Genomic DNA, 24,940 nt, shown 5'->3' with positions numbered 1-24,940 from the left:
TCCATGCGATAAGGATCAGGTCATGGAAGACCACCGACGCGAAGAGCGCAGCATCAAGATCCACGACGCCGCCGGCTTCGAGGGCATGCGGCGCGCCGGCCGGCTGGCGGCCGAGACGCTGGATTTCATCACCCCCCATGTGCAGCCCGGCGTGACCACGGGCGCGCTGGATAAGCTGTGCCACGACTATATTGTGGAGCATGGCGCAATCCCGGCGCCGCTGGGCTATCGCGGCTTTCCGAAATCGATCTGCACCTCGGTCAACCATGTCGTCTGCCACGGCATCCCCGGCGACAAGAAGCTCGCCGAGGGCGATATCCTGAACATCGACGTGACGGTTATCCTGGATGGCTGGCATGGCGACACCAGCCGCATGTTCGGTGTCGGCAAGATCGGCGTGAAGGCGCAGAAGCTGATCGACGTGACTTATGAGGCGATGATGCTGGGGATCCAGGCGGTGAAGCCGGGCGCCACGCTGGGTGATATCGGCCACGCCATCCAGACCCATGCCGAGGCCAGCCGCTTCTCCGTGGTGCGCGACTTCTGCGGCCACGGGCTTGGCAAGGTGTTCCACGACGCGCCGTCGATTCTGCATTACGGCAAGCCGGGCAAGGGCATCGCGCTGCGCCCGGGCATGTTCTTCACGGTGGAGCCGATGATCAATGCTGGCCGCTATGACGTGAAGGTGCTGGCCGATGACTGGACGGCGGTGACCAAGGACCGCTCGCTATCCGCCCAGTTCGAGCATTCCATCGCCGTGACCGAGGACGGGTTCGAGATTTTCACATCCTCGCCCAAAGGCTGGGATCGGCCGCCTTACGTCTGATCTTGCTCTGATCTGGATCAGCCCTTTCGGGGGCTGGTCAAACGCGCCCGCGCTTCGCTAAGGTCTGCCCAACGGAACAGGGTAGGCCAATGACAAACGACAATACCGATATCTGCTATCTCCCGGCGACCGAGCTGCTGAAGCACTATCGCCGCAAGAGCCTGTCGCCGGTCGAGGTGACGAAGGCCATTCTGGCGCGCATCGAGGCGGTCGATAAGCATGTGAACGCCTTCTGCCTGGTCGATGCCGAGGCGGCGCTGGCCGCCGCCCGCGCCTCGGAAGCGCGCTGGATGCAGCGCGAGCCGCGCGGCATGGTCGATGGCGTCCCGGCGACGGTGAAGGATCTGATCCTCAGCGAGGGCTGGCCCACCCTGCGCGGCAGCAAGACCGTGGCACGCAACCAGAACTGGCCGGAAGACGCGCCCGCCGTGGCGCGGCTGCGCGAGGAAGGGGCGGTGCTGCTGGGCAAGACCACCACGCCGGAATATGGCTGGAAGGGCGTGACCGACAGCCCGCTGACCGGCATCACGCGAAACCCCTGGGATACCTCCAAGACACCGGGCGGCTCGTCAGGTGGGGCGGCGGCGGCGGCCGCACTCGGCATGGGCTGCCTGCATATCGGTACCGATGGCGGCGGCTCGATCCGCATGCCGGCGGGTTTCACCGGCATTTTCGGGCTGAAGGCGCATTTCGGCCGGGTGCCGGCCTTCCCGGCCAGCCCGATGGGCACGCTCTCGCATGTCGGGCCGATGACCCGCACCGTGGGCGACACGGCGCTGATGATGAACGCGATTGCCATGCCGGATGCGCGCGACTGGTTCTCCCTGCCCTATGACGGGCGCGACTACCGCATCGGGCTGGAGGATGGCGTCGAGGGGCTGCGCATCGCCTACAGCCCGGCGCTGGGCTATGCGAAGGTCGATCCGGTGATCGCCGAAGTGGTGAAGCGCGCGGTGCAGGTCTTCGTCGATATGGGGGCGGAGGTGGACGAGGTCGATCCCGGCTTCGAGGACCCGGCCTGGGTGTTCCGCACCCACTGGTATTTCGGTGCGGCCAACCTCTACCGCAAGCTGACGCCGGAGCAGCGCAAGCTGATGGACCCCGGCTTCGTCGAGGTGGCGGAGGAGGGGCTGACCTATACGTCGGAGCAGATCGCGAAGGCCGCCGAGGCGCGCTCCGCCCTTGGCCTCACCATGAATTTGTTCCATGAGAGCTATGACCTTCTGCTGACGCCGACCCTGCCGCTGCCCGCCTTCGAGGCCGGCATCGAATTCCCGGCCGGCAAGGGCTTCACCCGCTGGCCGGACTGGTCGCCCTTCAGCCATCCGTTCAACCTGACGCAGCAGCCCGCCGCCAGCGCGCCCTGCGGCTTCATTAGGGCAGGCCTGCCGATCGGGCTGCAGATCGTCGGCCCGGCGCATGCCGACTCACTGGTGCTGCAGGCCGCCCGCGCCTATGAGGCGGCCCACCCCTTCGTGATGCCGAAGGCCGCGAATGTGACGCACTGAGGGGGGACACCCCCCCTTGCCAAGCCGGGCGCCAGACCGTTCAATGGCGGGAACGCCAATCAGGGATGGTGCGGCATGGCCAGACACAACATGGCGGAGCTGGGGCCGGGAAACGGCGGCTGCGCGGAAAGCGTGGAGCGGCCGCATTATCACGGCCATCGCAAGCGCCTGCGCGAGCGCTTCCTGTCGGCCGGGGCGGACTGCCTGCCGGACTATGAGCTGCTGGAGCTGGTGCTGTTCCTGGCCCAGCCGCGCGGCGACATGAAGCCGCTGGCCAAGCGGCTGATCGACCGGTTCGGCAATTTCGCGGAGGTCATCAGCGCCGACCCGCACGCGCTGGCCGAGATCGACGGGGTAGGGGAGAGTGCGCTGGCCGCGCTGAAGATCGTGCAGGCCGGGTCGCACCGGCTGCTGCGCCAGCGCATCCTGAATCGGCCGGTCATCGCCTCCTGGCGCGATTTGCTGGATTACTGCCGGGCCTCCATGGGCTTCGAGAAGCGCGAGCAGTTCCGCGTGCTGTTCCTCGACCGCAAGAACATGATCATCGCCGACGAGCTGATGCAGCAGGGCACGGTGGACCAGACGCCGGTCTATCCGCGCGAGGTGATCCGCCGCGCGCTGGAGCTGCACGCCTCCGCCCTCATCATGGTGCACAACCACCCGTCCGGCGACCCGACGCCCAGCCGCGCCGACATTGAGATGACGAAGGAGGTGCAGGCCGCCGGCAAGGCGCTCGGCATCGCGCTGCACGACCATGTCGTCATCGGCCGCGACGACCATGCCAGCTTCAAGAGCATGGGGCTGTTGTAGGGGGGGGCAGTAATTTTGGAAGCAATTAGAAGAAGATTTGGTCAAAAATATCAATCTGATCCAGATTCTCTGAAAAATATAATTGATATAGGCCAATGGTATTTTGATTCAGGTCTTTCTGAGCGATTTACCTTGGAGCGGTTAAATTCAAAAGATGAATATCTATTTTGGCAGCAGTTTTCAGAAATAATTATTGCACATAAACTCGCTTCGCGCGGGGTTGAATTGGTTCACCCCCGTGAAGGGCCTGACTTCTGTTTTGACCATAATGAATGCCGGGTATGGGTGGAGGTTATTGCCCCCGAGCCTAAAGGCATTCCAGAGGATTGGTTGAATCATAAATACGGTATCTTTTCTTTTCCTCATCAGGAGATTCTTTTACGGTGGACATCTTCTATAAAAGAAAAACATTCAAAATTTGAAAAATACAAAATAAATAACATTGTTGGGGAATCAGACATATGTATTATTTGCATTAACGGAATTAATTTGAGAGGTCTTGATGGAATATCTCCACAGATAAATGGCATTAGCCAAACACCATTTGCCGTTGAGGCGCTTTTATCAGTGGGGCCTATGCAAGTTTCTTTCAAATTATCGAAAGAATCCGCTCAGGATTTAGGGCATCAGCATAGAAATGCCATCAGTAAGCCGTCGGGAGCTGATGTGCCGACGGATACTTTTTGGGACAAAAATTATGAAGGTACTAGTGCGGTTTGGGCTGTGGATTTGGATGAAACTGCATTAAATGGAAATTATCAGCCGATGGCAATTGTGCATAATCCTTTAGCTAAAAATCCATTGGGATTGGGCGTTATTCCCGCGCATGAAGAATACAGGGCAAAAGATTTAGGAGATTTTTTTGAAATAAAAAAGGAGAATGGGACGGAAAGTAAATCTGTATAGTCGATTATTGCCCCCTCACCCAGCTCCGCCTAATTCGCTTCGCTCATAAGGCTATGCAACCCTCTCCCCCAAGGGGGCGAGGGAGAGAAAGGGTTATAAGAGAATACCCTCGCCCCGGAAGGGGAGAGGGTTGCGTAGGCTTGGCGAGGAACGAGCCTAGCCGAAGCTGGGTGAGGGGAGATGGCTACTCACCTGCCTAGCGCCATTGGGCGCATGAAGCGCAAACCGGCGAGTTCCAAAAGAAACCTAGTATCCCCACCTTGCCGCCCGGCTTTCTTGGGCGCTAAACTCGTTCAAATTCCTTCCTACCCCTACCGATGGATATCACGACATGAGCAGGCAGGCGGCGATCGCGGACGCGGTGGCGCAACTCGACAATGGCACGTTCCTGAAAGACCTCGCCCGGCGCGTGGCGATCCCGACGGAAAGCCAGAACCCGGAGCGCAAGGAGGCGCTGCTGGCCTACCTGACCGACGAGATGCAGCCGACGCTGGAGGCCATCGGCTTTTCCTGCCGCATCGTCCCCAACCCGGTGGCGCATGGCGGGCCGTTCCTGATTGCCGAGCGCATCGAGGGCGCGCACCTGCCGACCGTGCTGAGCTACGGCCATGGCGACGTCATTCGCGGGCTGGAGGATCAGTGGCGCGACGGCATCGGCCCCTGGGAGATGAAGCAGGAGGGCGAGCGCCTCTATGGCCGCGGCACGGCGGACAATAAGGGCCAGCACTCCATCAACATCCAGGCGCTGAAGTCGGTGATCGGCGCGCGCGGGAACCTCGGCTTCAACTGCAAGCTGCTGATCGAGACCGGGGAGGAGACCGGTTCCCCCGGCCTGCGGCTGCTGTGCGAGCAGGAGAAGGAGGCGCTTTCCGCCGACCTGCTGCTGGCCTCCGACGGGCCGCGTTTGCAGCCGGGCCGCCCGACCATCTTCCTGGGCGCGCGCGGCAACTTCAATTTCGACATGTGGCTGGACCTGCGCGAGGGCGCGCACCATTCCGGCAACTGGGGCGGGCTGCTGGCCGACCCCGGCGTCATCCTGGCGCATGCCATTGCCTCCATCTGCTCGCCGACCGGCAAGATCCTGGTGGATGGCTTCCTGCCGACACCGATCCCCAATTCGGTGCGTGCCGCGCTGGCCGACTGCACCGTCGATGGCGGCGAGGATGGCCCGTCCATTGATGAATGGTGGGGCGAGCCGGGCATGACCCCGGCGGAGCGCGTCTATGGCTGGAACAGCTTCGACGTGCTGGCCTTCAAGACCGGCAATCCGGAGCGCCCGGTGAACGCCATACCGCCGTCGGCCAAGGCGCATTGCCAGATCCGCTTCGTGGTCGGCAGCGACCCGGAGAATTTCCTGCCGTCCCTGCGCAAGCATCTGGACGAGCGCGGCTTCCAGGCGGTGCAGCTGGCGCCCAGCCGCGATGCCTATTTCAAGGCGACGCGCCTGGACCCGGACGATCCCTGGGTGAAGTGGGCGGTCGGCTCCATCGAGGCGACGCTGGGGGCGAAGCCGGCGATCCTGCCCAATCTCGGCGGCTCGCTGCCCAATGACATTTTTACCGACGTGCTGAAATTGCCTACCGTATGGGTCCCGCATTCCTATGCGTCCTGCTCCCAGCATGCGCCGAACGAGCATGCGCTGCTGCCGATCATCCGCGAGGGGCTGCAGATGATGGCCGGACTTTTCTGGGATCTGGGCGAAAAGTCGGTGCCGGCGCGCAAGGCCGCCTGACGGTTCAGCATTTCTGGCCCGTATCTTGCTTTGCCTCCGCGTGAGATTCTACTGGACTCACGCGGAGGCTATGCTAATGTTCACCTCGTGGAATTGGGCGGCAAAAGGCTTGCCCTCCGCCCAACGGCAATATGAAGTGACAGAAGCGTCATGGTAGCCAACGTCGCCTTTATGAGCGGTGTCTCCGCAGCACTCTCCTTCCAGATGCTGCAGAAGAACACCTCGCAGCAGATCGCGCAGTTCGGACAGACTGCGCAGGTCATGCGCGAGGTCGAGTATTTCAAGAAAAAGGCCGGCTCCATCGAAAGCGTCGACGATCTGATGAAGGATCGCCGGCTGATGAATTTTGCCCTGTCCGCCTTTAGCCTGGAAAGTGAAGCGCAGTATCCCGGGCGCCTGAAGAAGGTGCTGGAGAGCGACCTGGACGACAACAGCTCGCTGGCCAACCGGCTGTCCGACAACCGCTACCGCGAAATCGCCGGTGCCTTCGACTTCGCGAACAGCGGCGCGTCGAAGCTGCAGGACGCGGCTTTCCTGGAAGACCTGTCGCAGAAATATATCCTCAACGAGTTCGAGAAGGCGCTGGGCAACAATAACCCGGCCCTGCGAGAGGCGACCTACTTCCTGCGCAATATCGGCAATGTCACCAGCCCCTACGATATTTTGGGCGACAATGTGCTGCGCTCGGTCGTCACCTTCACGCTGAACCTGCCGGCACAGATTGCCGTGCAGTCGGTGGAAACGCAGGCGCGGCTCATCGAAGGGCGGCTCGACCTCGAAAAATTCAAGGGTGTCGAGAGCACGACCGCGACGGGCGGCAGCTCGATCCGCATCAATGATGCGCGCGACGACCAGACGCTGCTCTACAATGGCGTGCAGCTGTCGAAGCAGGCGATCGCCCAGGTGGATGCGATCCAGAGCCAGCTTGAGCTGATCCGCGCCGGTTATGGCGCGCTGGATGCGGTGCAGGACCCGGCCGGTGAATTACAGGCGGAAATCCCGGTGCAGGAAGCGGCCATCCCCGAACTGGTGCGCCAGAACGGGTTGCTGGCCGCCGCCAATGATTCGCTGGGCCGCATTCAAGGCTATGTCAGCCGCATGAACGCGCTGGTCGGCCTCGCCAGTGACCCCGCGAACGCTGCCAGGCTGGACAGCTACAAGACCGAGTTCGCGGATCTGCGCGACAAGATCAACACCGCCTATAGTGAGGCGACATATTCCTATGATGACGGCGATGCGGATGCCGCCGGCACGCTGGAAAATCTGTTGAACGGCGCGCTGCCCGACCTGTCCGTGCAGTATAAATCGACCGGCGAGACCGTGACCGCGCGTTCGCAGGATCTGACCGGATTCCTGGCCGATATCGATGCCGCCAATGCCAGCTTCCAGGCCGTGACCGGGTCCGGCGATGCCGGCAATCTGGCGACGGCGGGCGGTATCATCGCCAGCGGCACGACTGAGCTGGCCAATGTCCGCAAGGAAGTTACGGCGGACAGGACGGCACTGACGGATGCGATTGCCTCGATCCCGCAATTCGCTGCGACGCTGAATTCCGCCTCGCTCTATCCCGGCGCGGAAGCGGTGCGTGATGCCGGCTCGCGGCTGAGCGAGATCAATCTGCTGCTGGGTGAACTGCGTGGCCTGGCGGTGGAGTCCACGGCGCTGCCCGCCAGTTCCAACCGCACTGGCCTGCAGGCCCAGTATGACGAGATTGTCGGCAAGATCGGCGACCTGATTAACGACCCGCGCACGGCCGGCCTCGACAATCTGCTGGCCGGCGGCAATCAGAGCTATGAGCTGCTGAACGGTTTCAATATCGAGGCCCGCGGCCGGGATTTGACGACCAGCGTGCTGGCCGAGCTGACTGGCCGCGACATCAGCTCCTTCGCCAATGCCCAGGATGTGCTGACCGCGCTGGACAGCCCGGTGGCGACCGCGACCAGCACTGCCTTCCGCGAGATTTCGATCGACGCCAGCTCCTTCAACCTGGCGTCGGAGAAGCTGGACCCGCGCGCCGCGGTGGACAGCGCCTATCGCAGGCTGTCGAACGATTTGCAGACTTATATCAACGCTGCCGCGTTTGAAGGGCGGAACCTGCTGTCCGCTGACCAGGAAAATATTGAGTACCGTGTGGAATCCAGCGGCCGGCTCATGAGCGTCGATGCGATCAGCGACTTCGCGACCAATTTCGGTGCCATCCTGCGTGGCGGGGCCGATGGCCTGCCAAGCGATGGCGGTGACAGCACCGGCGCCATCGCGGCGCTGGAGGACGCGCTGTTCTCGCTGGGGCGGGTGCGTGAGACGCTGAATTCCGATCTGCGCACGCAGCAGATGGAAAAGAGCATCGTCGATGCGACGCTGGCCCAGTTTGTCGGCAGCGAGTCGCCTGAAACGGAGGACCCCTATGCCGGGTCCAGCAAGTTCGCCATGGAATTCATCCAGAAATTCCTGGCGATGAAGGATGCTGAGTCCGCTACTTCACAGCTGGGTCTGGGCTCCGGCAGGGACGCCTATTTGCTGAACCTGGTCCAGCCGATCAATTTCAACTTCAACGTCTGATTATTGCTGGCGATCCGGCGTGCCGCATGGCTGGCATCCGGCGCCGGTCCACGCTGCCTGCTTGCCATCCGGCACCGGGCCGCTAGTCTTGCCCGCAACGAAAGCGGGGGGATGAACGGACCATGAAGCCAGAGATCGATTACCGTTTCAGCGAATTGCCCGAGGGCGGCACGACCATGCGCGTGGCCGAGGGCGTGTACTGGCTGCGCATGCCGCTGCCCTTCGCGCTGGACCACATCAATCTCTGGCTGCTGGAGGATGGCGAAGTCTGGACCATCGTCGATACCGGCATCGGCGGCGAGAAGACCCGCACCCTGTGGGAAGGCGTGTTCGCCAGCACGCTGGGCGGCCGTCCTGTCACCCGCATCCTGGTCACGCATTTCCACCCGGACCATATCGGCCAGGCCGGCTGGCTGACACAGCGCTGGAACGCGCCCTTGTGGATCACCCAGGCGGAATGGCTCTATGGCCGCCACCAGCGCGCCGAGGATGATGGCAGCCGCGAGGCGGTGGCCCAGGCCTTCTACAGCCGCGCCGGCGTCAGCGAGGAGCAGATGCCGGCCCTGCTGGAACGTGTCGGGCGCTACCGCAAGGGGGTGGAGCCGATCCCGGCTGCCTATCGCCGTATATTCGGCGGCGAGACCATCCGCATCGGCAACCGTGGCTGGCAGGTGATCATCGGCGAGGGGCACTGCCCGGAGCATGCGTGCCTTGCCTGCCCGGAAGACAGGCTGCTGATCTCCGGCGACATCGTGTTGCCGCGCATCAGCCCGAACGTCTCGCTCTGGCCGCAGGAGCCGGATGGAGACCCGCTGGCGCGTTATCTCGGCTGTCTCGACCGGTTCAGGGACCTGCCGGCGGATACGCTGGTGCTGCCCTCGCACGACACGCCTTTCACCGGCCTGCATGAGCGAATTGCCCATCTGCGCCAGCATCACCAGCACCGCCTGGACCTGATCCTGGCAGATTGCGCCGAGACGCCGCGCACCGCCATCGAGGTGATGAATGCGATGTTCACCCGCAAGCTGGATATGATGCAGCTTGGTTTCGCCATCGGCGAGGCGCTGGCGCACCTGAACCGTCTGCTGCATGACGGGAAGCTGGCGCGCCAGACCGGACCGGACGGCGTGGACCGTTACCGCACCCTCTGACCGGTCCGTTTCGGCGGTTTCTGCCGGGCATCCGAAACAGACCCGGCAAAAGCTGCCCGACCGGTGGCGATGGGTGCTGAAAGCCTTTTATTTCCCTGACTTTCCCGGCTGGCACGGCGGTTGCTTTATTCCTGGCGAGGCCCATTTGGGCCACCCGCTTTATGCCAGGAGGGACCATGTCGCTGATGACCGCCACCCGTTTCGCCGCGCCGCGCCGAGAGGCAACCACCGAGGCCGATGCCCCGCAGAAGCCGGTGGTTTCGCCCGCCAAGGCCGTGCGCCCGACTGTCCGTCCCGTGGTGGCGCAGCCGAAGCCGGCGCCCCGCCAGAAGGAGCCGCTGCGTGCGGAACGGGATGCTGACCGTCATGCGGACACGGGCCGCGCCGAGCCGCAGGCCGCCTGGCTGACCGGTCAGGGTGCTGGCCTGCCGCGCAAGGGGGTGAACCGCCAGCAGCTGCTGCGCGAGCTGGACGGTTTCCAGCGCCAGCAGTTCACCAGCGAGGCGCGCAAGATCGTCATGGATGTTTCCGCCCGCGAGATTGAGGGCATCGTCACCATCGCCGCGAAGCTGCGCGGCCGCTATCTCGCCAAGCTGCTGGATGCCGGCACCACAGGCCGTGGCCCGGTGACCGAGGGCGAGATGCGCGAGATCGCGCGCTGCCGCGAGATGTATGAGGAAGCCCGGCGCGGCGTCGATGAGCTGAAGCAGGCCCTGGAGCAGGGCGAGATCGTCCTGCAGGGCATGGAGAACAGCTGAGCCCCGCTGCCATGTCGTGATTTTCTTTAGTTTCTCCCTGTGCCCCCAACTGGGCGCCGTCCTCACAAGGCGGCGCCCTTTTCTTTTGAGGAAAAAATACTAATTTGCCTTTCCTATCAATTATCTTGTCAGTATAGCGGGCTTGAGAGGTTGACAATCCGGGCTGCATCTTCAAAAATCGCAGTCCATCCGAATCGAGCGCTCTGTCGTTCGGTCGGCATTTTGCTGGCGATGCGTATGAAGATTTTGTTGAATTGCCACTGATACTGGCAGGTTCAATAAATACCGTATTGTCTATTTATCAATGATGTCGGTTGATCGATTTTCCGAGTAAATAGGGTCATTTTTTACTTGGTAGCAGCGGCGCAGCGACCCATGAGAGAGCGGGAGGTACAATCATGAGCGACACGCCCCGGAACGGTAATCACCCCTATATCCCGAAGCTTGCCGAGCAGCTTGGCAAGGGCCGAATCGGCCGCCGCGACTTCCTGCGCACCGCGACCCTGCTGGGCGTTTCCGCCGGCACCGCCTATGCGATGGCGGACAAGCTGATGGGCACCAGCTCGGCGGCGCTGGCGCAGAGTGGTACGCCCAAGAAGGGCGGCAATCTGCGCATCTCCATGAATGTGAAGGAGATCACCGACCCCGCGACCTATGACTGGTCGGAGAAGGGCAACATCGCCCGCCATGTCATCGAATCGCTGACGCAGGTCGGGTCCGACAATGTGACCCGCCCCTTCCTCGCCGAGGGCTGGGAGACGTCCGACGATCTGAAGACCTGGACCTTCCGGCTGCGCAAGGGCGTGAAGTGGTCGAACGGCGACGAGTTCGGCGCCGACGACGTGATCTTCAATTTCGAGCGCTGGCTCGACCCGGCCACCGGTTCTTCGAACCTGGGCCGCTTCAGCTCCATGGTGATCGAGGAGGGCGGCAAGAAGAAGATGGCGCCGGGTGCGATCGAGAAGGTCGATGCCCATACGGTGCGCTTCAAGTTGCAGACGCCGGACATCGCGCTGCCGGAATCGATGGGCGACTATCCGGCGCTGATCGCGCATCGCGACTTCGTGAAGCAGGGCGGCAACCTGACCGAGAATCCGGTCGGCACCGGCCCCTTTGCGCTGAAGGATTTCCGCGTCGGCGAGACCGCGCGCTTCGAGCGGCGGGGCGACCCGTACTGGGGCGGCGATGTCTATCTGGATGGCGTCACCTATATCGACCATGGCGATGACCATTCCGCCTGGCTGGCCGCGCTGGCCTCCAACCAGGTCGATCTTCTCTATCGCCTGATCACTGAGAATGTGCCGGCGGTGAAGCAGATGTCGCATCTGCAGATCTACGAGACGGTGACCGGCCAGACCGGCGTTGCCCGCATGAAGGTGACGGAAAAGCCGTTTGACGATGTGCGCGTGCGTCAGGCCATCCAGGCCTGTATCGACCATAAGCGCCTGCTGGAGCTGGCCTATCAGGGCTTCGGCGTGCCCGGCGAGGACCATCATGTCAGCCCGGTCCATCCGGAATATGCCGAGCTGCCGCCGATGAAGCAGGATTACGACAAGGCCAAGAAGCTGCTGGCCGAGGCCGGCTATGCGAACGGCCTGGAAATCACCATCGACTGCGTGACCCAGCCGTCGTGGGAGCCGAATACCTGCCTCGCCATCGCGGAGATGGTGAAGCCGGCCGGCATCAACCTGAAGGTCAACATCCTGCCCGGTGGCACCTATTGGGACCGCTGGACCACCACGCCCTTCGGCTTCACCTCCTGGACGCATCGCCCGCTGGGCGTGCAGGTGCTGAACCTGGCCTACCGTTCCGGCGTGGCCTGGAACGAAAGCTCCTATTCCAATCCGGAGTTCGACAAGCTGCTCGATGAGGCGATGGGCGTGCTGGACCCGGAGAAGCGCAAGGAAAAGATGGTACCGGTCGAAAAGCTGCTGCAGCAGGACGCCGTCATCATCCAGCCGTACTGGCGCTCGATCTTCACCGCCAGCAACAAGAAGGTGAAGGGCTTCAAGATCCAGCCGGCCGAGGAAATGCACGTCAACAAGATCTGGCTCGACGCCTGATCGCATAGACCGGTGCACCCCTCCCATCCGCAACAGGCCGGGTGGGAGGGGCCGCCATTGGAGGTGTCCATAGATGCTGATTTTCCTGGCCAAGCGCCTGGCCTTCATGATCGTCACCATGCTGGTGGTCTCGATCCTGCTGTTCCTCCTGCTGGAAGTGAATGGCGAGGCCGTGGCGGTGAAGGTTCTCGGTCCTTACACCTCCATCGAACAGCGTAATATCTGGCTGGAAAACAACGGCTATTTCCGCCCGCTCTATGTCCGCTACTTCGACTGGCTGTTCAGTATTGCCAGCGGTGATTTCGGGCAGTCCATCCGCTTCAAGGCGCCGGTCGCCGACATTCTGTGGGACCGGCTCGGCAACACCGCGATCCTGGGGGCCGCGACCTACGCCATCATGGTGCCGGTCTCGCTGGCGCTGGGCGTGCTGGCCGGCATGAAGGAGGGCTCGGCCCTCGACCGGGTGATCTCGCTCACCTCCATCGGCACCACCTCGGTGCCGGAATTCGCCAGCGCCGTGCTGCTGGCCTTCATCTTCGTCTTCACGCTGGGCTGGCTGCCCGGCACCAGCGGCATGACCGGCGGCTTCGATCCGGTGCAGCTGATCCTGCCGGTCTCGGTGCTGTTCCTCTATGGCTTCGGCTATCTGGTGCGCATGACCCGCGCCTCGATGGCGGAGGTGATGCAGACGCCCTATATCCGCACCGCCGTGCTGAAGGGGCTGCCCTATCGGCAGGTCATCCTGCGCCATGCGCTGCGTAACGCGCTGATCGCGCCCTTCACGGTCATCATGCTGCAGATCAACTGGCTACTTTCCGGCGTCATCGTGGTGGAGTTCTTCTTCGCCTACAAAGGCTTCGGCGCGCTGCTGCTGGAGGCCTCGCTGAACCAGGACATCTACATGATCCAGGCCTGCGCCATGGTCGCCGTGTTCGTCGCCGTGACGACGCAGACCATCGCCGATATCGGCTACACCTATCTCAACCCGCGCATCCGGTTCGCGTGAGGAGGGGCAGATGACAGACACCGCCCTGCCCAAATCCGGCCCCGGCGTCCTGACACGCAACTGGCGGCGCCTGGCGCTGATCCGCGAAAGCGGCGTCGGTACGGTCGGCCTTTCCATCATCGTCTTCTGGTGCCTGATGGCGCTGCTCGCGCCGCTGATCGCACCCTATCCGCCGAATGCGCAATATGTGCCCTTCCAGGTGCCGGGCGTGACCGCACCGGATGGCGGCACCTTCTGGCTGGGCACTGACCATCTGGGCCGCGACATCCTCTCGCGCCTGATGTGGGGGGCGCGGACGGTGCTGTTCTACGCCCCGCTCGCCACCTTCTGCGCCTATGCGGTCGGCATCGTCATGGGGCTGGCGGCAGGCTACAAGCGCGGCTGGATCGATGATGTGCTGAGCCGCGTGGCCGACATCATCCTCTCCTTCCCGGTGCTGGTGCTCTATGTCGTGGTCATCACCACCTTCGGCGCGTCGGGCATCAACATCATCATCGCCGTCACCTTCGCCAGCGCGCCGGGCATCATGCGCATCGTGCGCGGGCTGGTACTGGATTTGCGCACCCGCGACTATGTGGCCGCCGCGCAGACCCGCGGCGAATCCGCCTGGTACATCATGTTCGTTGAAATCCTCCCGAACGCGCGCGGGCCGCTGATCGTCGATGGCTGCCTGCGCCTCGGCTATGTCATCATCACCATCGGCGTGCTTGGCTTCCTCGGGCTCGGCCTGCCGCCGCCCGATCCCGACTGGGGCGGCATGGTGAACGAGACGCGCGGCATGGCCATGGCGTTCCCGCACATGACGATCTTCCCATGCATCGCGATCTCCTCGCTGGTGCTGGGGTTCAATCTGCTGGCCGACGGCCTGCGCGAAATCTCGCTGAGGGACTGAGCCATGGCAATCAACGGCAACAGCGATATCCCCGTGCTGGAGATCGAGAATCTCTCGATCTCCTACTTCACCCGTGCCGGCGAGATTCCGGCGGTGGTGGATTTCAGCCTGACGCTGAACGAGGGCGAGACCGCCGGCCTGGTCGGTGAGTCGGGCTGCGGCAAGTCCACCGTCGCCATGGCGATCATGAACTATATGGGCGGCAATGGCGGCATCGTCGGCGGCTCCATCAAGTTCCGGGGCCGCGATATCGTGCAGATGTCCCCGGAGGAGCTGCGCCGGCTGCGCGGCAAGGACATCGCCATGGTCTATCAGGAGCCGATGGCGGCCCTGAACCCGTCCATGACCATCGGCCGGCAGCTGGCCGAGGTGCCGATCTGCCATGAAGGGGTGGACGAGGCGACGGCGCTGAAGCGCGCGGCGGAGTTGCTGGATGCCGTGAAGCTGCCCGATGCCCAGCGCATCCTGGAAGCCTATCCGCACCAGATTTCCGGCGGCCAGCAGCAGCGCGTGGTGATCGCCATGGCGCTGCTGTCCAAGCCGTCGCTGCTGCTGCTGGACGAGCCGACGACCGCGCTGGACGTGACGGTGGAGGCCGGCATCGTGGAGCTGATCGCCGAACTCAGCCGCGATTTCGGCACCTCCAACCTCTACATCTCGCACAATCTGGGGCTGATCCGGGAGACCTGCGACCGCGTCTTTGTCATGTATTCCGGCGAGGTGATCGAGGAAGGCAGCATCGACGAGGTGTTCCAGACCACGCGCCATCCCTACACGCATGGGCTGTTCGGCGCGATCCCGATGCCGGGGTCGGACAAGTACGCACATCCGCTGGTGCCGATCCGCGGGCAGCTGCCGCTGCCGCACCGGCGGCCCAAGGGCTGCAATTTCGGGCCGCGCTGCGACCATTTCGAGACCGGACGTTGCGATGCTGGTTCGATAAAGCTGGAGAAGGTGGCGCAAGGGCCGCGCCCGCATGTGGCGCGCTGTCTGCGCTGGGACGAGATCGACTGGAGCGCCTATTCGCCGGATGTCGAGACGCTGGAGCCGCTGACACCGGGCGAGCGCGTGCTGCGTGTCGATGAGATGCGCAAATATTACGAGTTGACGGACAAATCGCTGATGGCGCTGCTGAAGGGCCGCACCATCCGCTATGTGAAGGCGAACGAGACGCTGAGTTTCGATGCCCGCCGGCAGCAGACGGTCGCCATTGTCGGCGAATCGGGCTGCGGCAAGTCCACCTTCGCCAAGGTGCTGATGGGGCTGGAGACGGCGAGCGAGGGCAGCATCCGCTTCAATGGCGACGATATCGGCGATCTGCCGGTGGAGCAGCGCTCGCCGGAGCAGATCGGCTCGCTGCAGATGGTATTCCAGAACCCGAACGACACGCTGAATCCCAGCCATACGGTGGGTGGGCAGATCGCCCGGGTGATCCGCAAGTTCGGCGTTGCCAGCGACCCGAAGGAGATCGAGCAACGCGTGCTGAAGCTGCTGGACATGGTGAAGCTGCCGCGCGACTTCGCCAAGCGCCGCCCGCGCCAGCTGTCCGGCGGTCAGAAGCAGCGCGTCGGCATCGCCCGCGCCTTCGCCGGCAATCCGGACATGGTGATCGCCGACGAGCCGGTCTCGGCGCTGGACGTCTCGGTGCAGGCCGCCGTGACGCAGCTGCTGATGGAGATCCAGCGGAATTCCGGCACGACGCTGCTGTTCATCAGCCACGACCTGTCGGTGGTGCGCTATCTGGCGGACCGCATCGTCGTCATGTATCTGGGCCAGATCATGGAGCAGGGGACGACCGAGGAGGTGTTCTCGCCGCCCTACCACCCCTATACGGAGGCGCTACTGTCCGCCGTGCCGGTGGCCGATACCGCCATCGAGAAGCGTCGCATCGTGCTGGAGGGCGAGTTGCCCAGCGCCCTGAACCCGCCGGAGGGCTGCCCGTTCGCCACGCGCTGCCCGCGCAAGCTGGGCGATATCTGCGACCGGGAGCGCCCGCCCGTGCTGGAGCCGGAGAAGAGCCACCGCATCGCCAGCCAAATCCCGCTTGATGAGCTGCAGGAAGTGCCGCCGGTCTTCAGCACGAAGGGCGATGATGACGGCAACGATCCCGCCGCCGCGGCCTGAAGATTACTGGTGCGGCTTGGCGTCGGTTCTGGCGGCCCAGCCGATCAGCTTCGCGCTGGGCCAGACCCAGGCGATGCCGGCCACCAGGTAGAAGCCCAGCTCCGCCGCCCAGTGATCGGGCAGGAAATAGGTGCCGACGACCATGGCGAGCAGGGAATAGATCACCAGCCCGACCAGGATCAGCAGCACGGCCACGGTGGAACGCCACCGGAAGGGAAGAAAATCGCGCGACATGCCGGGGAAGATAGGCGGCGGGTGCCGTCTCGCCAAGGGGCTTGTCCTGCCATCTTGCGGCAACCTTCATATTCGCACAGACTGAAACACGGGGAATCCATCAGGGGCAATGCCATCCACAGAGGAGTTGGCCCAAAGGAGTCGGCAATGCGATTGCTTTTCCCTGTTTTCATGACCCTTTTCATTTTGGTGCAAAGCGTGCCGCCCGCGCGTGCCGCCGGGCCGGCGGTCGATCTGGTGCTGGTGCTGGCGGTCGATGTCTCCGGCAGCATGGACGAGCACGAGATGAGCCAGCAGCGCGAGGGTTATATCGACGCGATCCGCCATCCCGCCGTGATCCGCGCCATCCAGGATGGCGAGCAGGGCAAGGTCGCCATCGCCTATGTCGAATGGGCGGGGGCGGAGTTCCAGTGGACGCTCATCGACTGGACGCTGGTGGACGGGCCGGAGACGGCGGAGGCCTTCGCCAGCCTGCTGGAAAGCAAGCCGCTGAACCGGTCTATGTGGACCGCGATCGGTTCCGCCATCGATTATTCCGTCGGCGTCATCGAGCGTGCGCCGTTCGAGGGCAAGCGCAAGGTGATCGATATTTCCGGCGACGGGCCGACCAATCGCGGCGTGCAGGCGGCCCCGGCACGCGACCGCGCGGTCGCCAAGGGCATCACCATCAACGGCCTGCCGATCCTGAATGACCGGCCGCAGCCTTTCGGCTCGCCGACGCCGCGCGAACTGAAGCTGGACCTGTATTACGAGAACCAGGTGATCGGCGGGGACAATGCCTTCCTGGTGGTGGCGGAAGGCTTCGACGATTTCCGTGTCGCCATCCTGCAGAAGTTGATCCGCGAGATCGCCGATCTCTCGGGTCCTGTGAGGACACAGTTTGCTGCACGTCCCGCCGGCGACTGAAAAAAGAAAGGCGGGGTTTCCCCCGCCTTTCCGTCTATTCGATTCAAGCCTGTTTCAGGAGGCTTAGTAGATGCCGACCTCGACATTCGTGTTCGGGTTCTGCGACAGCTGAGCCTGGCTCGGCGCGGCATCGCCATCGATCACATTCACCGCGAGGTTGCGGTTGCCGGCGGTCGGGTCAGCGTCGCTGGCGCCGGAGGCATTGCCCGGAAGACCAGTATCGATCGGCTGGACCGAAGCCTGGGTGCGCTCATAGTCGGTGACCATGTTCAGCGCGGTCGGGTTGGCGTCGCTGGCGCCCCACACCGTGGCGGAGGCCGGCGCGGTGGCGGCGACACCGACAAGGCCGGCAACCAGCAGGGCGGGGAGGGTGGTCTTGTTGATCAGGGTACGCATGGTCATTGTGCTTCTCCTTGGGTTATCCGTTTGGACCGACGGCTGGTGCCGGCCTCGATAGCCAAGAGATAGGCACAAAAATTATCGTTTAAACTCAACGGCTTTTCACATCGATGTGATCGATTTGTGAAGGAACCATTTCACCCTTCAGTTCGTATAGGAAGGTTTCAGCCGATCCAGCATGCGCAGCAGCGCCGGCCATTCCCGCTTGCCGCCGGGGGCCGGGTCGCGCTCGTACTGCTGGGCGGTATATTCGGCTACCTCATGGCTCGGCAGCACCAGTTCCGCCCCGCCGGTGACGGCCGGCACCTGCACCTGGCAGGAGCGGATGAGGTAGAACATCAGCACGAAGGCTTCCGGTATCGTGCGGCCGGCCACCAGCATGCCGCGCCCCTTGCGCAGCAGCGCGCAATGCTGGCCCAAAGCCTCCGCCGCGCGCTTGCCGGCGGCGAGGTTATCGCCCGGCACCGCCATCTCCTCCGTGCCGATGCGATTATAGAATTGCAGCGAGAACTGGCTGATCGGAAGCAGGCCCTCTGGCCCGCAGGCAACCGCCGCCGCGGCGCCGCCCGTCACCTCGATCACCGCCGTGATCTCCGGCCGGGCCGCCAGGATGGCGCGGTGTGCGGCCAGCGTATCGGCATCGACACGGCTTTCCGCGTCACTCTCCTTGCCATCGGCGACGATCAGCGCGTCCGAGGCGCGCATGTCGCCGAACGCCACATCGTCCGGCTTTGCCAGCACGCCATCCGGCAGGCGGACCGTGATCCGTCCGTCATCGACATGCGCCAGCCGGTACAGTCCGAATAGCTGGCAGGTGGCGGCCAGATCGCGGCGCAGGACGGGTTCCTCGAAGGAGGCTTCGTAAAGGGTCGTGTCGCGCATCGCTTCCTCGTATGGTGGATCGGTCGGACAGTGCGGGCTTGCACCCAACCTGTCAATCCGACTTACTGCTTGCCTCACTTGCCTTTTCCGGATGCCACGATGACAGACTCCCGAACCCTGGCCTATGGCGCTGACAGCGATTATGGGCTCCTGCGCGATGTGTTGCTGTGCCAGCCTGACAATTTCCGCTGGTTTCCTGCCAATTCCGTGGCCGAGGAGACGTTGCGGCGGGGCACTTCCTTCGATCTGCAGCTGGCACAGCGCCAGCACCGCGAGATGGTGCAGGCGCTGGAAAGCGCCGGGGTGACGTGTCACTTCGCCGCGCCCGACCCGAACCTGCCCTATCAGGTCTATACCCGCGACCCGGACGTCATGACGCCCTGGGGCGTGCTGGTGACGCAGATGTTCCGTCCGCAGCGCGTCGGCGAGGTGGCGCCCATCGTGCGCTTCTACCAGGGCAATGGCATTCCGGTGTGGAACTGGGCCACGGCCGGCTCCATCGAGGGCGGCGACATCCATATCGTGTGCCCCGGCACGCTGCTGATCGGCTATAGCGGCGACCGCACCAAGGAGGCGTCGGCCCGGCAGGTCGCCGGCTGGTTCGAGGGGCAGGGGTGGCAGGTGCGCTGCCAGCCCTTCGCCCAGCATTTCCTGCATATGGACCTGCTGTTCGCCATGGCGGCGGAGAAGGTGGCGCTGGCCTGCCTGGAGGTGCTGCCCGACGATTTCACCGGCTGGCTGCGCGGCCTTGGGATCGAGCTGGTGCCGGTCAGCTACAAGGAGGCGATGGAACTGAACGGCAATGTGCTGGCGCTGGGCGGCGGCAAGGTGCTGTCCGCCGCTGGCTCGAAGGATGTGAACGCGAAGCTGCGTGCCCTGGGGCTGGAGGTGCTGGACCCGGACCTGACCATGTTCACCATGGGCGGCGGCGGGCCGCGCTGCATGACGATGCCGATCCGGCGGGACTGACCGCCCGATGGCCCCGGTGGCGAAGAAACGCCTCGACGTGCTGCTGGTGGAACGCGGGCTGGTGGAAAGCCGGGCCCGCGCCCAGGCGCTCGTCATGGCCGGGCTGGTCTATTCCGACACCAAGCGGCTGGACAAGCCCGGCACGGCGCTGCCAGAGGACGCGCCGCTGGAGCTGAAGGGGCAGGATCATCCCTGGGTTTCGCGCGGCGGGCTGAAACTGCAACATGGGTTAGATCATTTCGGGATCGATCCGACCGGTATGACCTGCCTGGATGTCGGGGCCTCCACCGGCGGCTTCACCGATGTGCTGCTGAGCCGCGGAGCGGCCAGAATCTATGCGGTTGATGTGGGCCACGGGCAGCTGGCCTGGAAGCTGCGGCAGGATGACCGGGTGGTAGTGCTGGAGCGTACCAACGCCCGGCACCTGACGGCGGAGCAGGTGCCGGATGCCATCGAGCTGGTGGTCTGCGATGCCAGCTTCATCGGGCTGGAGCTGGTGCTGGCACGGCCGCTGGAGCTGACCGGGCCAAAGGCCTTTCTCGTGGCGCTGATCAAACCGCAGTTCGAGGTCGGCAAGGAACGTGTCGGCAAGGGCGGGGTGGTGCGCGACCCGGAACTGCATGAGGAGGTCTGTCAGCGCATTGCGGACTGGCTGTCGGCACAGCCGAGCTGGAATGTGCTGGGGATCGAGCCCTCGCCGATCCTGGGGCCGGAGGGCAACCGCGAATTCCTGATCGCCGGCCACAAGGGCGGCTGACGCCTACATCAAACTGCGGATATAGACGTCCGTGACGACATCTCCGAACTGCCGGTTCAGCGCGTCGATCAGCTTAAGCTTGAAGGTGCGGATGCTCTGCTGGCTGGGCCGGCCAGCGGAATAGAGCTCGATGGCCAGCGGCAGGACCATGGCATCGACCAGCTGGCTGTTCTGGGTCAGCGCCGTGCGCGCGGCCAGATCCTTGGCCTCGATGGTCAGCGCAAGGCGTCCGCCGACCGGTTTCTCGTCCTGCAGGAAATTGATCATGTAGGGGCCGACGTTGACGAAACGCGCCGTGTTCGTGCTGTCGGTCTTGGCGCCGGAAGCCGCGCTGGACGGGACCGGCGCGATCAGCGTCGCGGCAATTGCCAGCAGGGCGGCAAACAGCAGGAAGGGCAGGCGGCGCATCATGCCCCTAACCTTGCCGGTCTTCTGCGGCGGAATGAAGGCGCATTGCGGGGCGCCCTCACTTGATTTCCGGCAGCGGCAGGCGCAGCGGTTGCGACGCTTCCATCGCCCCGCCCAGCAATGCCTCATACTGCGTCAGCAGTGCCGACAGCTGCGACAGGCTGGTCAGTGCCTGCATGAACTCGCCGCCGCGCAGCATGTCCAGCACGGCCTGGAACGGGTCCTCCGGCGCCGGGAAGGGCTGCAGCTTCAGCGGTGCGCCGTCCGACAGGCCGAGCAGCGCGCGCAGCGCCTGCTGTACTTCGGCATAGCCGCCAACGGCATCGACCAGCCCGATCTCGCCGGCATCGGCGCCGGTGAAGACGCGGCCTCGTGCCGCGCGGTCGATCTGCGTCGCATCCAGCCCGCGTGCCGCCGCTGTCTTGCCAGTGAAATCGGCATAGATGCGGTCCAGCGTGCGCTCCATCTGCCGGCGCTGGGCGTCGGTGAACGGCTCCAGCGGGCTGTACAGGGTAGCGTTGGCGCCGGCCGCAACCCGGTCATGGCCGATGCCCAGCCGGTCCAGCGCGCCGGCGAATACGATCTTGCCGCCGGCCACACCGATGGACCCGGTCAGCGTCATCGGCTGCGCCACGATGCGGTCTGCCGCCATGGCGATGAAATAGCCGCCGGAGGCTGCGACATTGCCCATCCAGGCGACGACCGGCTTGCCGGCTTCCTTGGCGCGGCGAACCGCCTGCCAGATGCTGTCGGAGGCGATGTAGGAGCCGCCGGGGCTGTCGATGCGCAACAGGATTGCCCGCACCGACGGGGCATTGACCGCCGCGTCCAGCGCGTCCGCCAGCTGGCCGGCAGACGCGATATCCTCGCGGAACAGACCGTCAGGCGCCATGCGCACGATGGGGCCGCTGGCGGTGATCAGCGCGATCTCGGCCGCCGGCTTTTCCTGCGGCCTGGCGGCATGGCGGGCATAGGCACCAAGCGGCACCGGCCTCGCGTCATTACCGGCCACCGCCAACGCGGCGGCGCGCGCCTCATCGCGGTAGCCCAGCCGGTCCACCAGCCGGTTCTCCAGCCCGCGCGCGGCCTCGACTGGCGCTTCGTCCACCAGAGCGCGCAGGCGGTCGGCATCGACAGAGCGGCGGGTGGCGATATCGGCGATCATCCGGCCATGCAGGGACTCGGCGATGCGCTGGTAATTCTGTCGCACCGCGGGGGTAAGGCTGCGTTCGGTCAGCGTCTCGACAACGCCCTTATATTCCTGCCGCCGCATCATCTGCGGCTCGATGCCCCATTCGTCCAGCGCCTCGCGCAGGAACATGAAGTTGAGCGCAATGCCGGTCAGGCCGATATCGCCCGAGGGCTGCAGCCAGATCTGGTCGAAGGCGCTGGCGATGTAGTAGGCGGTGTTGCCGGACTGGCCCTCGCCGAAGGTGTCGGCAAAGGCGATGGCCGGCTTGCCGGCGCTGCGGAAGCGCAGGATCGCCTGATGCAGCTCCTGCGCCTGGGCGAGGCCCAGCTGGGCGTGGCTGAGATCGGCCAGGATGCCGCCAACGCGCGGATCGATGGCGGCGCGATCCAGCGCCTCCAGCACCTGGCGCAGGCTGGGTTGCTGCTGCTGCCGGATGAGCGCCTGCACCGCATCGCTTTCCTGTTCCGGCAGCGCACCGGCGAGCGGCAGGTGCAGCAGCACGCGCGGCGGCAGTTCCGGCGCCTGCCAGCGCGATTCATAGCGTTCCATCAGCTGGTCGGACAGCAGGTACAGGCCGCCGATGACCAGTACGACGATCAGGCCGACAAGGGCCAGCAGCCCGACGATCACCCGGCGCAGCCAGCCCAGCATGGCGCTATACCTTCCCGGTCAGGGCGCGCTGGCGCAGCACATGGTCGGCCAGCACCAGCGCCATCATGGCCTCGCCCACCGGCACGGCGCGGATACCGACACAGGGATCGTGCCGGCCCTTGGTGCGGACCTCGATTTCCTTGTTGTTGCGGTCCACCGAGCGGCGCGGCGTGAGGATGGAGCTGGTCGGCTTCACCGCGAAACGCACCACGATATCCTGCCCGGTGGAGATGCCGCCCAGGATGCCGCCCGCCTTGTTCGACAGGAATTCGACCCGGTTGCCGGCCATGCGCATCTCGTCGGCATTTTCCTCGCCGGTCAGCGATGCGGCCTCGAAGCCGGCACCGATCTCCACGCCCTTCACCGCGTTGATCGACATCATCGCGCGGGCAAGGTCGCTGTCCAGCTTGTCGTAGATCGGCTCGCCCAGCCCGGCGGGGAAGCCGCTGGCCACCACCTCGATGACAGCGCCGCAGGAGGAGCCTGCCTTGCGCACCCCGTCCAGATAGCCCTCCCACTGTCCCGCCGCCTGTGCGTCGGGGCACCAGAACGGGTTGTTCTCGGTCTCCGCCCAGTCCCAGGCGGTACGGTCGATGCCATGCGGGCCGACCTGCACCAGCGCACCTCGGATCGAGATATCCTTGCCCAGAATGTGGTGCAGAACCTTGCGGGCGATGCCGCCGGCGGCAACCCGCATTGCCGTCTCGCGCGCCGAGGAGCGCCCGCCACCGCGATAATCGCGGATGCCGTACTTCGCCTGATAGGTGAAGTCGGCATGGCCGGGCCGGAACTGTTCGGAGATTTCCGAATAATCCTTGGAGCGCTGATCGACATTCTCGACGATCAGGCCGATCGGCGTGCCTGTGGTCACTCCCTCAAACACGCCGGAGACGATCTTCACCTCGTCCGGCTCGCGGCGCTGGGTGGTGAAACGCGACTGGCCGGGCCGGCGCCGGTCCATCCAGTGCTGGATGTCCGGCTCGCCCAGCGGCACCAGCGGCGGCACGCCATCGACGACGCAGCCGATGGACGGTCCGTGGCTCTCGCCCCAGGTGGTGAAGCGGAACGCCGTGCCGAAGCTGTTGCCAGCCATGTTCGCTCGCTTTCCGCTGCGTCAGACGACGGAGATGTCGGGCGCGTCCACCGCCTTCATGCCGACGACGTGATAGCCGCAATCGACGTGGTGAATCTCGCCGGTCACGCCGGTCGAGAGATCGCTGAGCAGATAGAGCGCCGAGCCGCCGACATCCTCCAGCGTCACATTGCGCTTCAGCGGGGAATTATACTGGTTCCACTTCAGGATATAGCGGAAGTCGCCGATACCAGAGGCGGCCAGCGTCTTGATCGGCCCGGCGGAGATGCCGTTCACCCGGATGCCGCGGTCGCCCAGATCGACGGCCAGATAGCGCACGCTGGCCTCCAGCGCCGCCTTGGCCACGCCCATCACATTATAGTGCGGCATGACGCGTTCGGCGCCGTAATAGGTCAGCGTCAGCAGGCTGCCGCCATCATTCATCATCGGCACCGCGCGCTGCGCGACAGCGGTGAAGGAATAGCAGGAAATATCCAGCGTATTCAGGAAGTTGTCGCGCGTGGTGTCGACATACTTGCCCTTCAGCTCGTCCTTGTCGGAATAGGCGACGGCATGGACGACGAAGTCCAGCTTGCCCCATTCGGACTTCAGAGCGGCAAAGGTGGAATCGATGCTGGACTCGTCGGTCACGTCGCAGGGCAGCAACAGGCTGGAACCGATGGAGGCGGCCAGCGGCTCGACCCGCTTCTTCAGCGCGTCGCCCTGATAGGTGAAGGCCAGTTCCGCGCCCTGCGCCGCGGCGGCGCGGGCAATGCCCCAGGCAATAGAACGATCGTTCGCGACACCCATGATGAGGCCGCGTTTGCCGGCCATAAGCGCCGAGGCGTTGGTCATCTAGTCCCCACTGGTACAGAAACGGGTCGAAAGAAAAGGTCGGGCATCCTACACGAAAGCGCAAAGCAGGGTAAAGCTGCGGCGCTGGCGGGAAATGTTTCAGTTTGTAAACAGGCCTGTTCTCCACCATTCGTCATTCCCGACCCCAAGTCCCATCGGTGTCGGGAATCCAGGCCTAGGCTCGCTTCGCCTCCGCCGGCGCGCTATTCCATCCCCATCGCCTTGCGCGGGTTGAAACTGTTTTTCGGCTTCCAGCGTTCCAGGAAATCGGTCAACTCGC

General features: G+C 64.3%; 22 protein-coding genes. 15 read left to right on the top strand and 7 right to left on the bottom strand.

What is annotated here, in order from left to right; genetic code table 11:
* Positions 1–22: 22 nt before the first annotated feature.
* The 12 genes from map (at position 23) to MK313_RS10180 (ending at position 16,335) form a co-directional block, all read left to right on the top strand.
* Complete coding sequence (gene map / locus MK313_RS10235; RefSeq protein ID WP_287781347.1) at positions 23–826, top strand: type I methionyl aminopeptidase; 804 nt, start codon at positions 23–25, stop codon at positions 824–826.
* 89 nt (positions 827–915) lie between these two features.
* Entirely contained in the window at positions 916–2,334 is a 1,419-nt protein-coding gene (locus MK313_RS10230; protein ID WP_287781345.1) for an amidase, read from the top strand.
* A 75-nt stretch (positions 2,335–2,409) separates the two neighbouring features.
* Entirely contained in the window at positions 2,410–3,144 is a 735-nt protein-coding gene (gene radC, locus MK313_RS10225) for a RadC family protein (RefSeq protein WP_287781343.1), read from the top strand.
* Between the two features lie 15 nt (positions 3,145–3,159).
* Positions 3,160–4,050, top strand: a complete 891-nt coding sequence (locus MK313_RS10220; RefSeq protein ID WP_287781341.1) for a hypothetical protein — start codon at positions 3,160–3,162, stop codon at positions 4,048–4,050.
* 331 nt (positions 4,051–4,381) lie between these two features.
* Complete coding sequence (locus tag MK313_RS10215) at positions 4,382–5,782, top strand: M20 family metallopeptidase (RefSeq protein WP_287781339.1); 1,401 nt, start codon at positions 4,382–4,384, stop codon at positions 5,780–5,782.
* A gap of 150 nt (positions 5,783–5,932) precedes the next feature.
* Complete coding sequence (locus MK313_RS10210; RefSeq protein ID WP_287781337.1) at positions 5,933–8,341, top strand: DUF1217 domain-containing protein; 2,409 nt, start codon at positions 5,933–5,935, stop codon at positions 8,339–8,341.
* Positions 8,342–8,463: 122 nt separating this feature from the next.
* Positions 8,464–9,492 (top strand): MBL fold metallo-hydrolase, encoded by a 1,029-nt coding sequence (locus MK313_RS10205; RefSeq protein WP_287781335.1) that lies wholly within the window; start codon positions 8,464–8,466, stop codon positions 9,490–9,492.
* A 176-nt stretch (positions 9,493–9,668) separates the two neighbouring features.
* Positions 9,669–10,250 (top strand): hypothetical protein, encoded by a 582-nt coding sequence (locus tag MK313_RS10200; RefSeq protein ID WP_287781333.1) that lies wholly within the window; start codon positions 9,669–9,671, stop codon positions 10,248–10,250.
* Positions 10,251–10,648: 398 nt separating this feature from the next.
* Positions 10,649–12,313 carry an ABC transporter substrate-binding protein gene (locus tag MK313_RS10195; RefSeq protein ID WP_008942739.1) on the top strand — a complete coding sequence of 555 codons (1,665 nt, stop codon included), beginning with the start codon at positions 10,649–10,651 and terminating at the stop codon, positions 12,311–12,313.
* Between the two features lie 73 nt (positions 12,314–12,386).
* Entirely contained in the window at positions 12,387–13,319 is a 933-nt protein-coding gene (locus MK313_RS10190) for an ABC transporter permease (RefSeq protein ID WP_287781331.1), read from the top strand.
* A 10-nt stretch (positions 13,320–13,329) separates the two neighbouring features.
* Positions 13,330–14,211: an ABC transporter permease gene (locus tag MK313_RS10185; RefSeq protein ID WP_287781329.1), complete on the top strand. Its 882-nt coding sequence runs from the start codon at positions 13,330–13,332 to the stop codon at positions 14,209–14,211.
* Positions 14,212–14,214: 3 nt separating this feature from the next.
* Entirely contained in the window at positions 14,215–16,335 is a 2,121-nt protein-coding gene (locus MK313_RS10180; protein ID WP_287781327.1) for an ABC transporter ATP-binding protein, read from the top strand.
* A 3-nt stretch (positions 16,336–16,338) separates the two neighbouring features.
* On the opposite strand, the gene MK313_RS10175 is transcribed toward MK313_RS10180, so the two are convergent.
* On the bottom strand, positions 16,339–16,530 hold the full coding sequence (locus MK313_RS10175) for a DUF2842 domain-containing protein (RefSeq protein WP_287781325.1): 192 nt from the start codon (positions 16,528–16,530) through the stop codon (positions 16,339–16,341).
* Positions 16,531–16,767: 237 nt separating this feature from the next.
* Between MK313_RS10175 and MK313_RS10170 the strand changes: the two genes are divergently transcribed.
* Positions 16,768–17,475 carry a DUF1194 domain-containing protein gene (locus MK313_RS10170; protein WP_287781324.1) on the top strand — a complete coding sequence of 236 codons (708 nt, stop codon included), beginning with the start codon at positions 16,768–16,770 and terminating at the stop codon, positions 17,473–17,475.
* Between the two features lie 63 nt (positions 17,476–17,538).
* On the opposite strand, the gene MK313_RS10165 is transcribed toward MK313_RS10170, so the two are convergent.
* Positions 17,539–17,877 (bottom strand): hypothetical protein, encoded by a 339-nt coding sequence (locus MK313_RS10165; RefSeq protein ID WP_008942733.1) that lies wholly within the window; start codon positions 17,875–17,877, stop codon positions 17,539–17,541.
* A gap of 141 nt (positions 17,878–18,018) precedes the next feature.
* Positions 18,019–18,756, bottom strand: a complete 738-nt coding sequence (locus MK313_RS10160; RefSeq protein WP_287781322.1) for a class II aldolase/adducin family protein — start codon at positions 18,754–18,756, stop codon at positions 18,019–18,021.
* 99 nt (positions 18,757–18,855) lie between these two features.
* Between MK313_RS10160 and MK313_RS10155 the strand changes: the two genes are divergently transcribed.
* Together MK313_RS10155 and MK313_RS10150 are read left to right on the top strand one after the other, a co-directional pair.
* Positions 18,856–19,725: a dimethylarginine dimethylaminohydrolase family protein gene (locus tag MK313_RS10155; protein ID WP_287781320.1), complete on the top strand. Its 870-nt coding sequence runs from the start codon at positions 18,856–18,858 to the stop codon at positions 19,723–19,725.
* A gap of 16 nt (positions 19,726–19,741) precedes the next feature.
* Positions 19,742–20,482, top strand: a complete 741-nt coding sequence (locus MK313_RS10150) for a TlyA family RNA methyltransferase (protein ID WP_287781318.1) — start codon at positions 19,742–19,744, stop codon at positions 20,480–20,482.
* Positions 20,483–20,485: 3 nt separating this feature from the next.
* Here the strand turns inward: MK313_RS10150 and MK313_RS10145 are convergent, their stop codons facing one another.
* Genes MK313_RS10145 through fabI form a run of 4 tightly spaced genes read right to left on the bottom strand, consistent with a single transcriptional unit; the run spans position 20,486 to position 24,660 of the window.
* Entirely contained in the window at positions 20,486–20,893 is a 408-nt protein-coding gene (locus tag MK313_RS10145; protein WP_287781317.1) for a hypothetical protein, read from the bottom strand.
* 55 nt (positions 20,894–20,948) lie between these two features.
* Positions 20,949–22,733 (bottom strand): signal peptide peptidase SppA, encoded by a 1,785-nt coding sequence (sppA, locus tag MK313_RS10140; protein WP_287781315.1) that lies wholly within the window; start codon positions 22,731–22,733, stop codon positions 20,949–20,951.
* A 4-nt stretch (positions 22,734–22,737) separates the two neighbouring features.
* Positions 22,738–23,826: a chorismate synthase gene (aroC, locus tag MK313_RS10135; RefSeq protein ID WP_287781313.1), complete on the bottom strand. Its 1,089-nt coding sequence runs from the start codon at positions 23,824–23,826 to the stop codon at positions 22,738–22,740.
* Between the two features lie 21 nt (positions 23,827–23,847).
* Complete coding sequence (fabI, locus tag MK313_RS10130; RefSeq protein WP_008942726.1) at positions 23,848–24,660, bottom strand: enoyl-ACP reductase FabI; 813 nt, start codon at positions 24,658–24,660, stop codon at positions 23,848–23,850.
* Between the last annotated feature and the right edge of the window lie 280 nt (positions 24,661–24,940).

The organism is Oceanibaculum sp. (assembly GCF_022449305.1).
GTDB lineage: Bacteria > Pseudomonadota > Alphaproteobacteria > Oceanibaculales > Oceanibaculaceae > Oceanibaculum > Oceanibaculum indicum.
The sequence above is the reverse complement of the archived record's forward strand: the minus strand, read 5'-3'. Positions and strand labels throughout refer to the sequence as shown.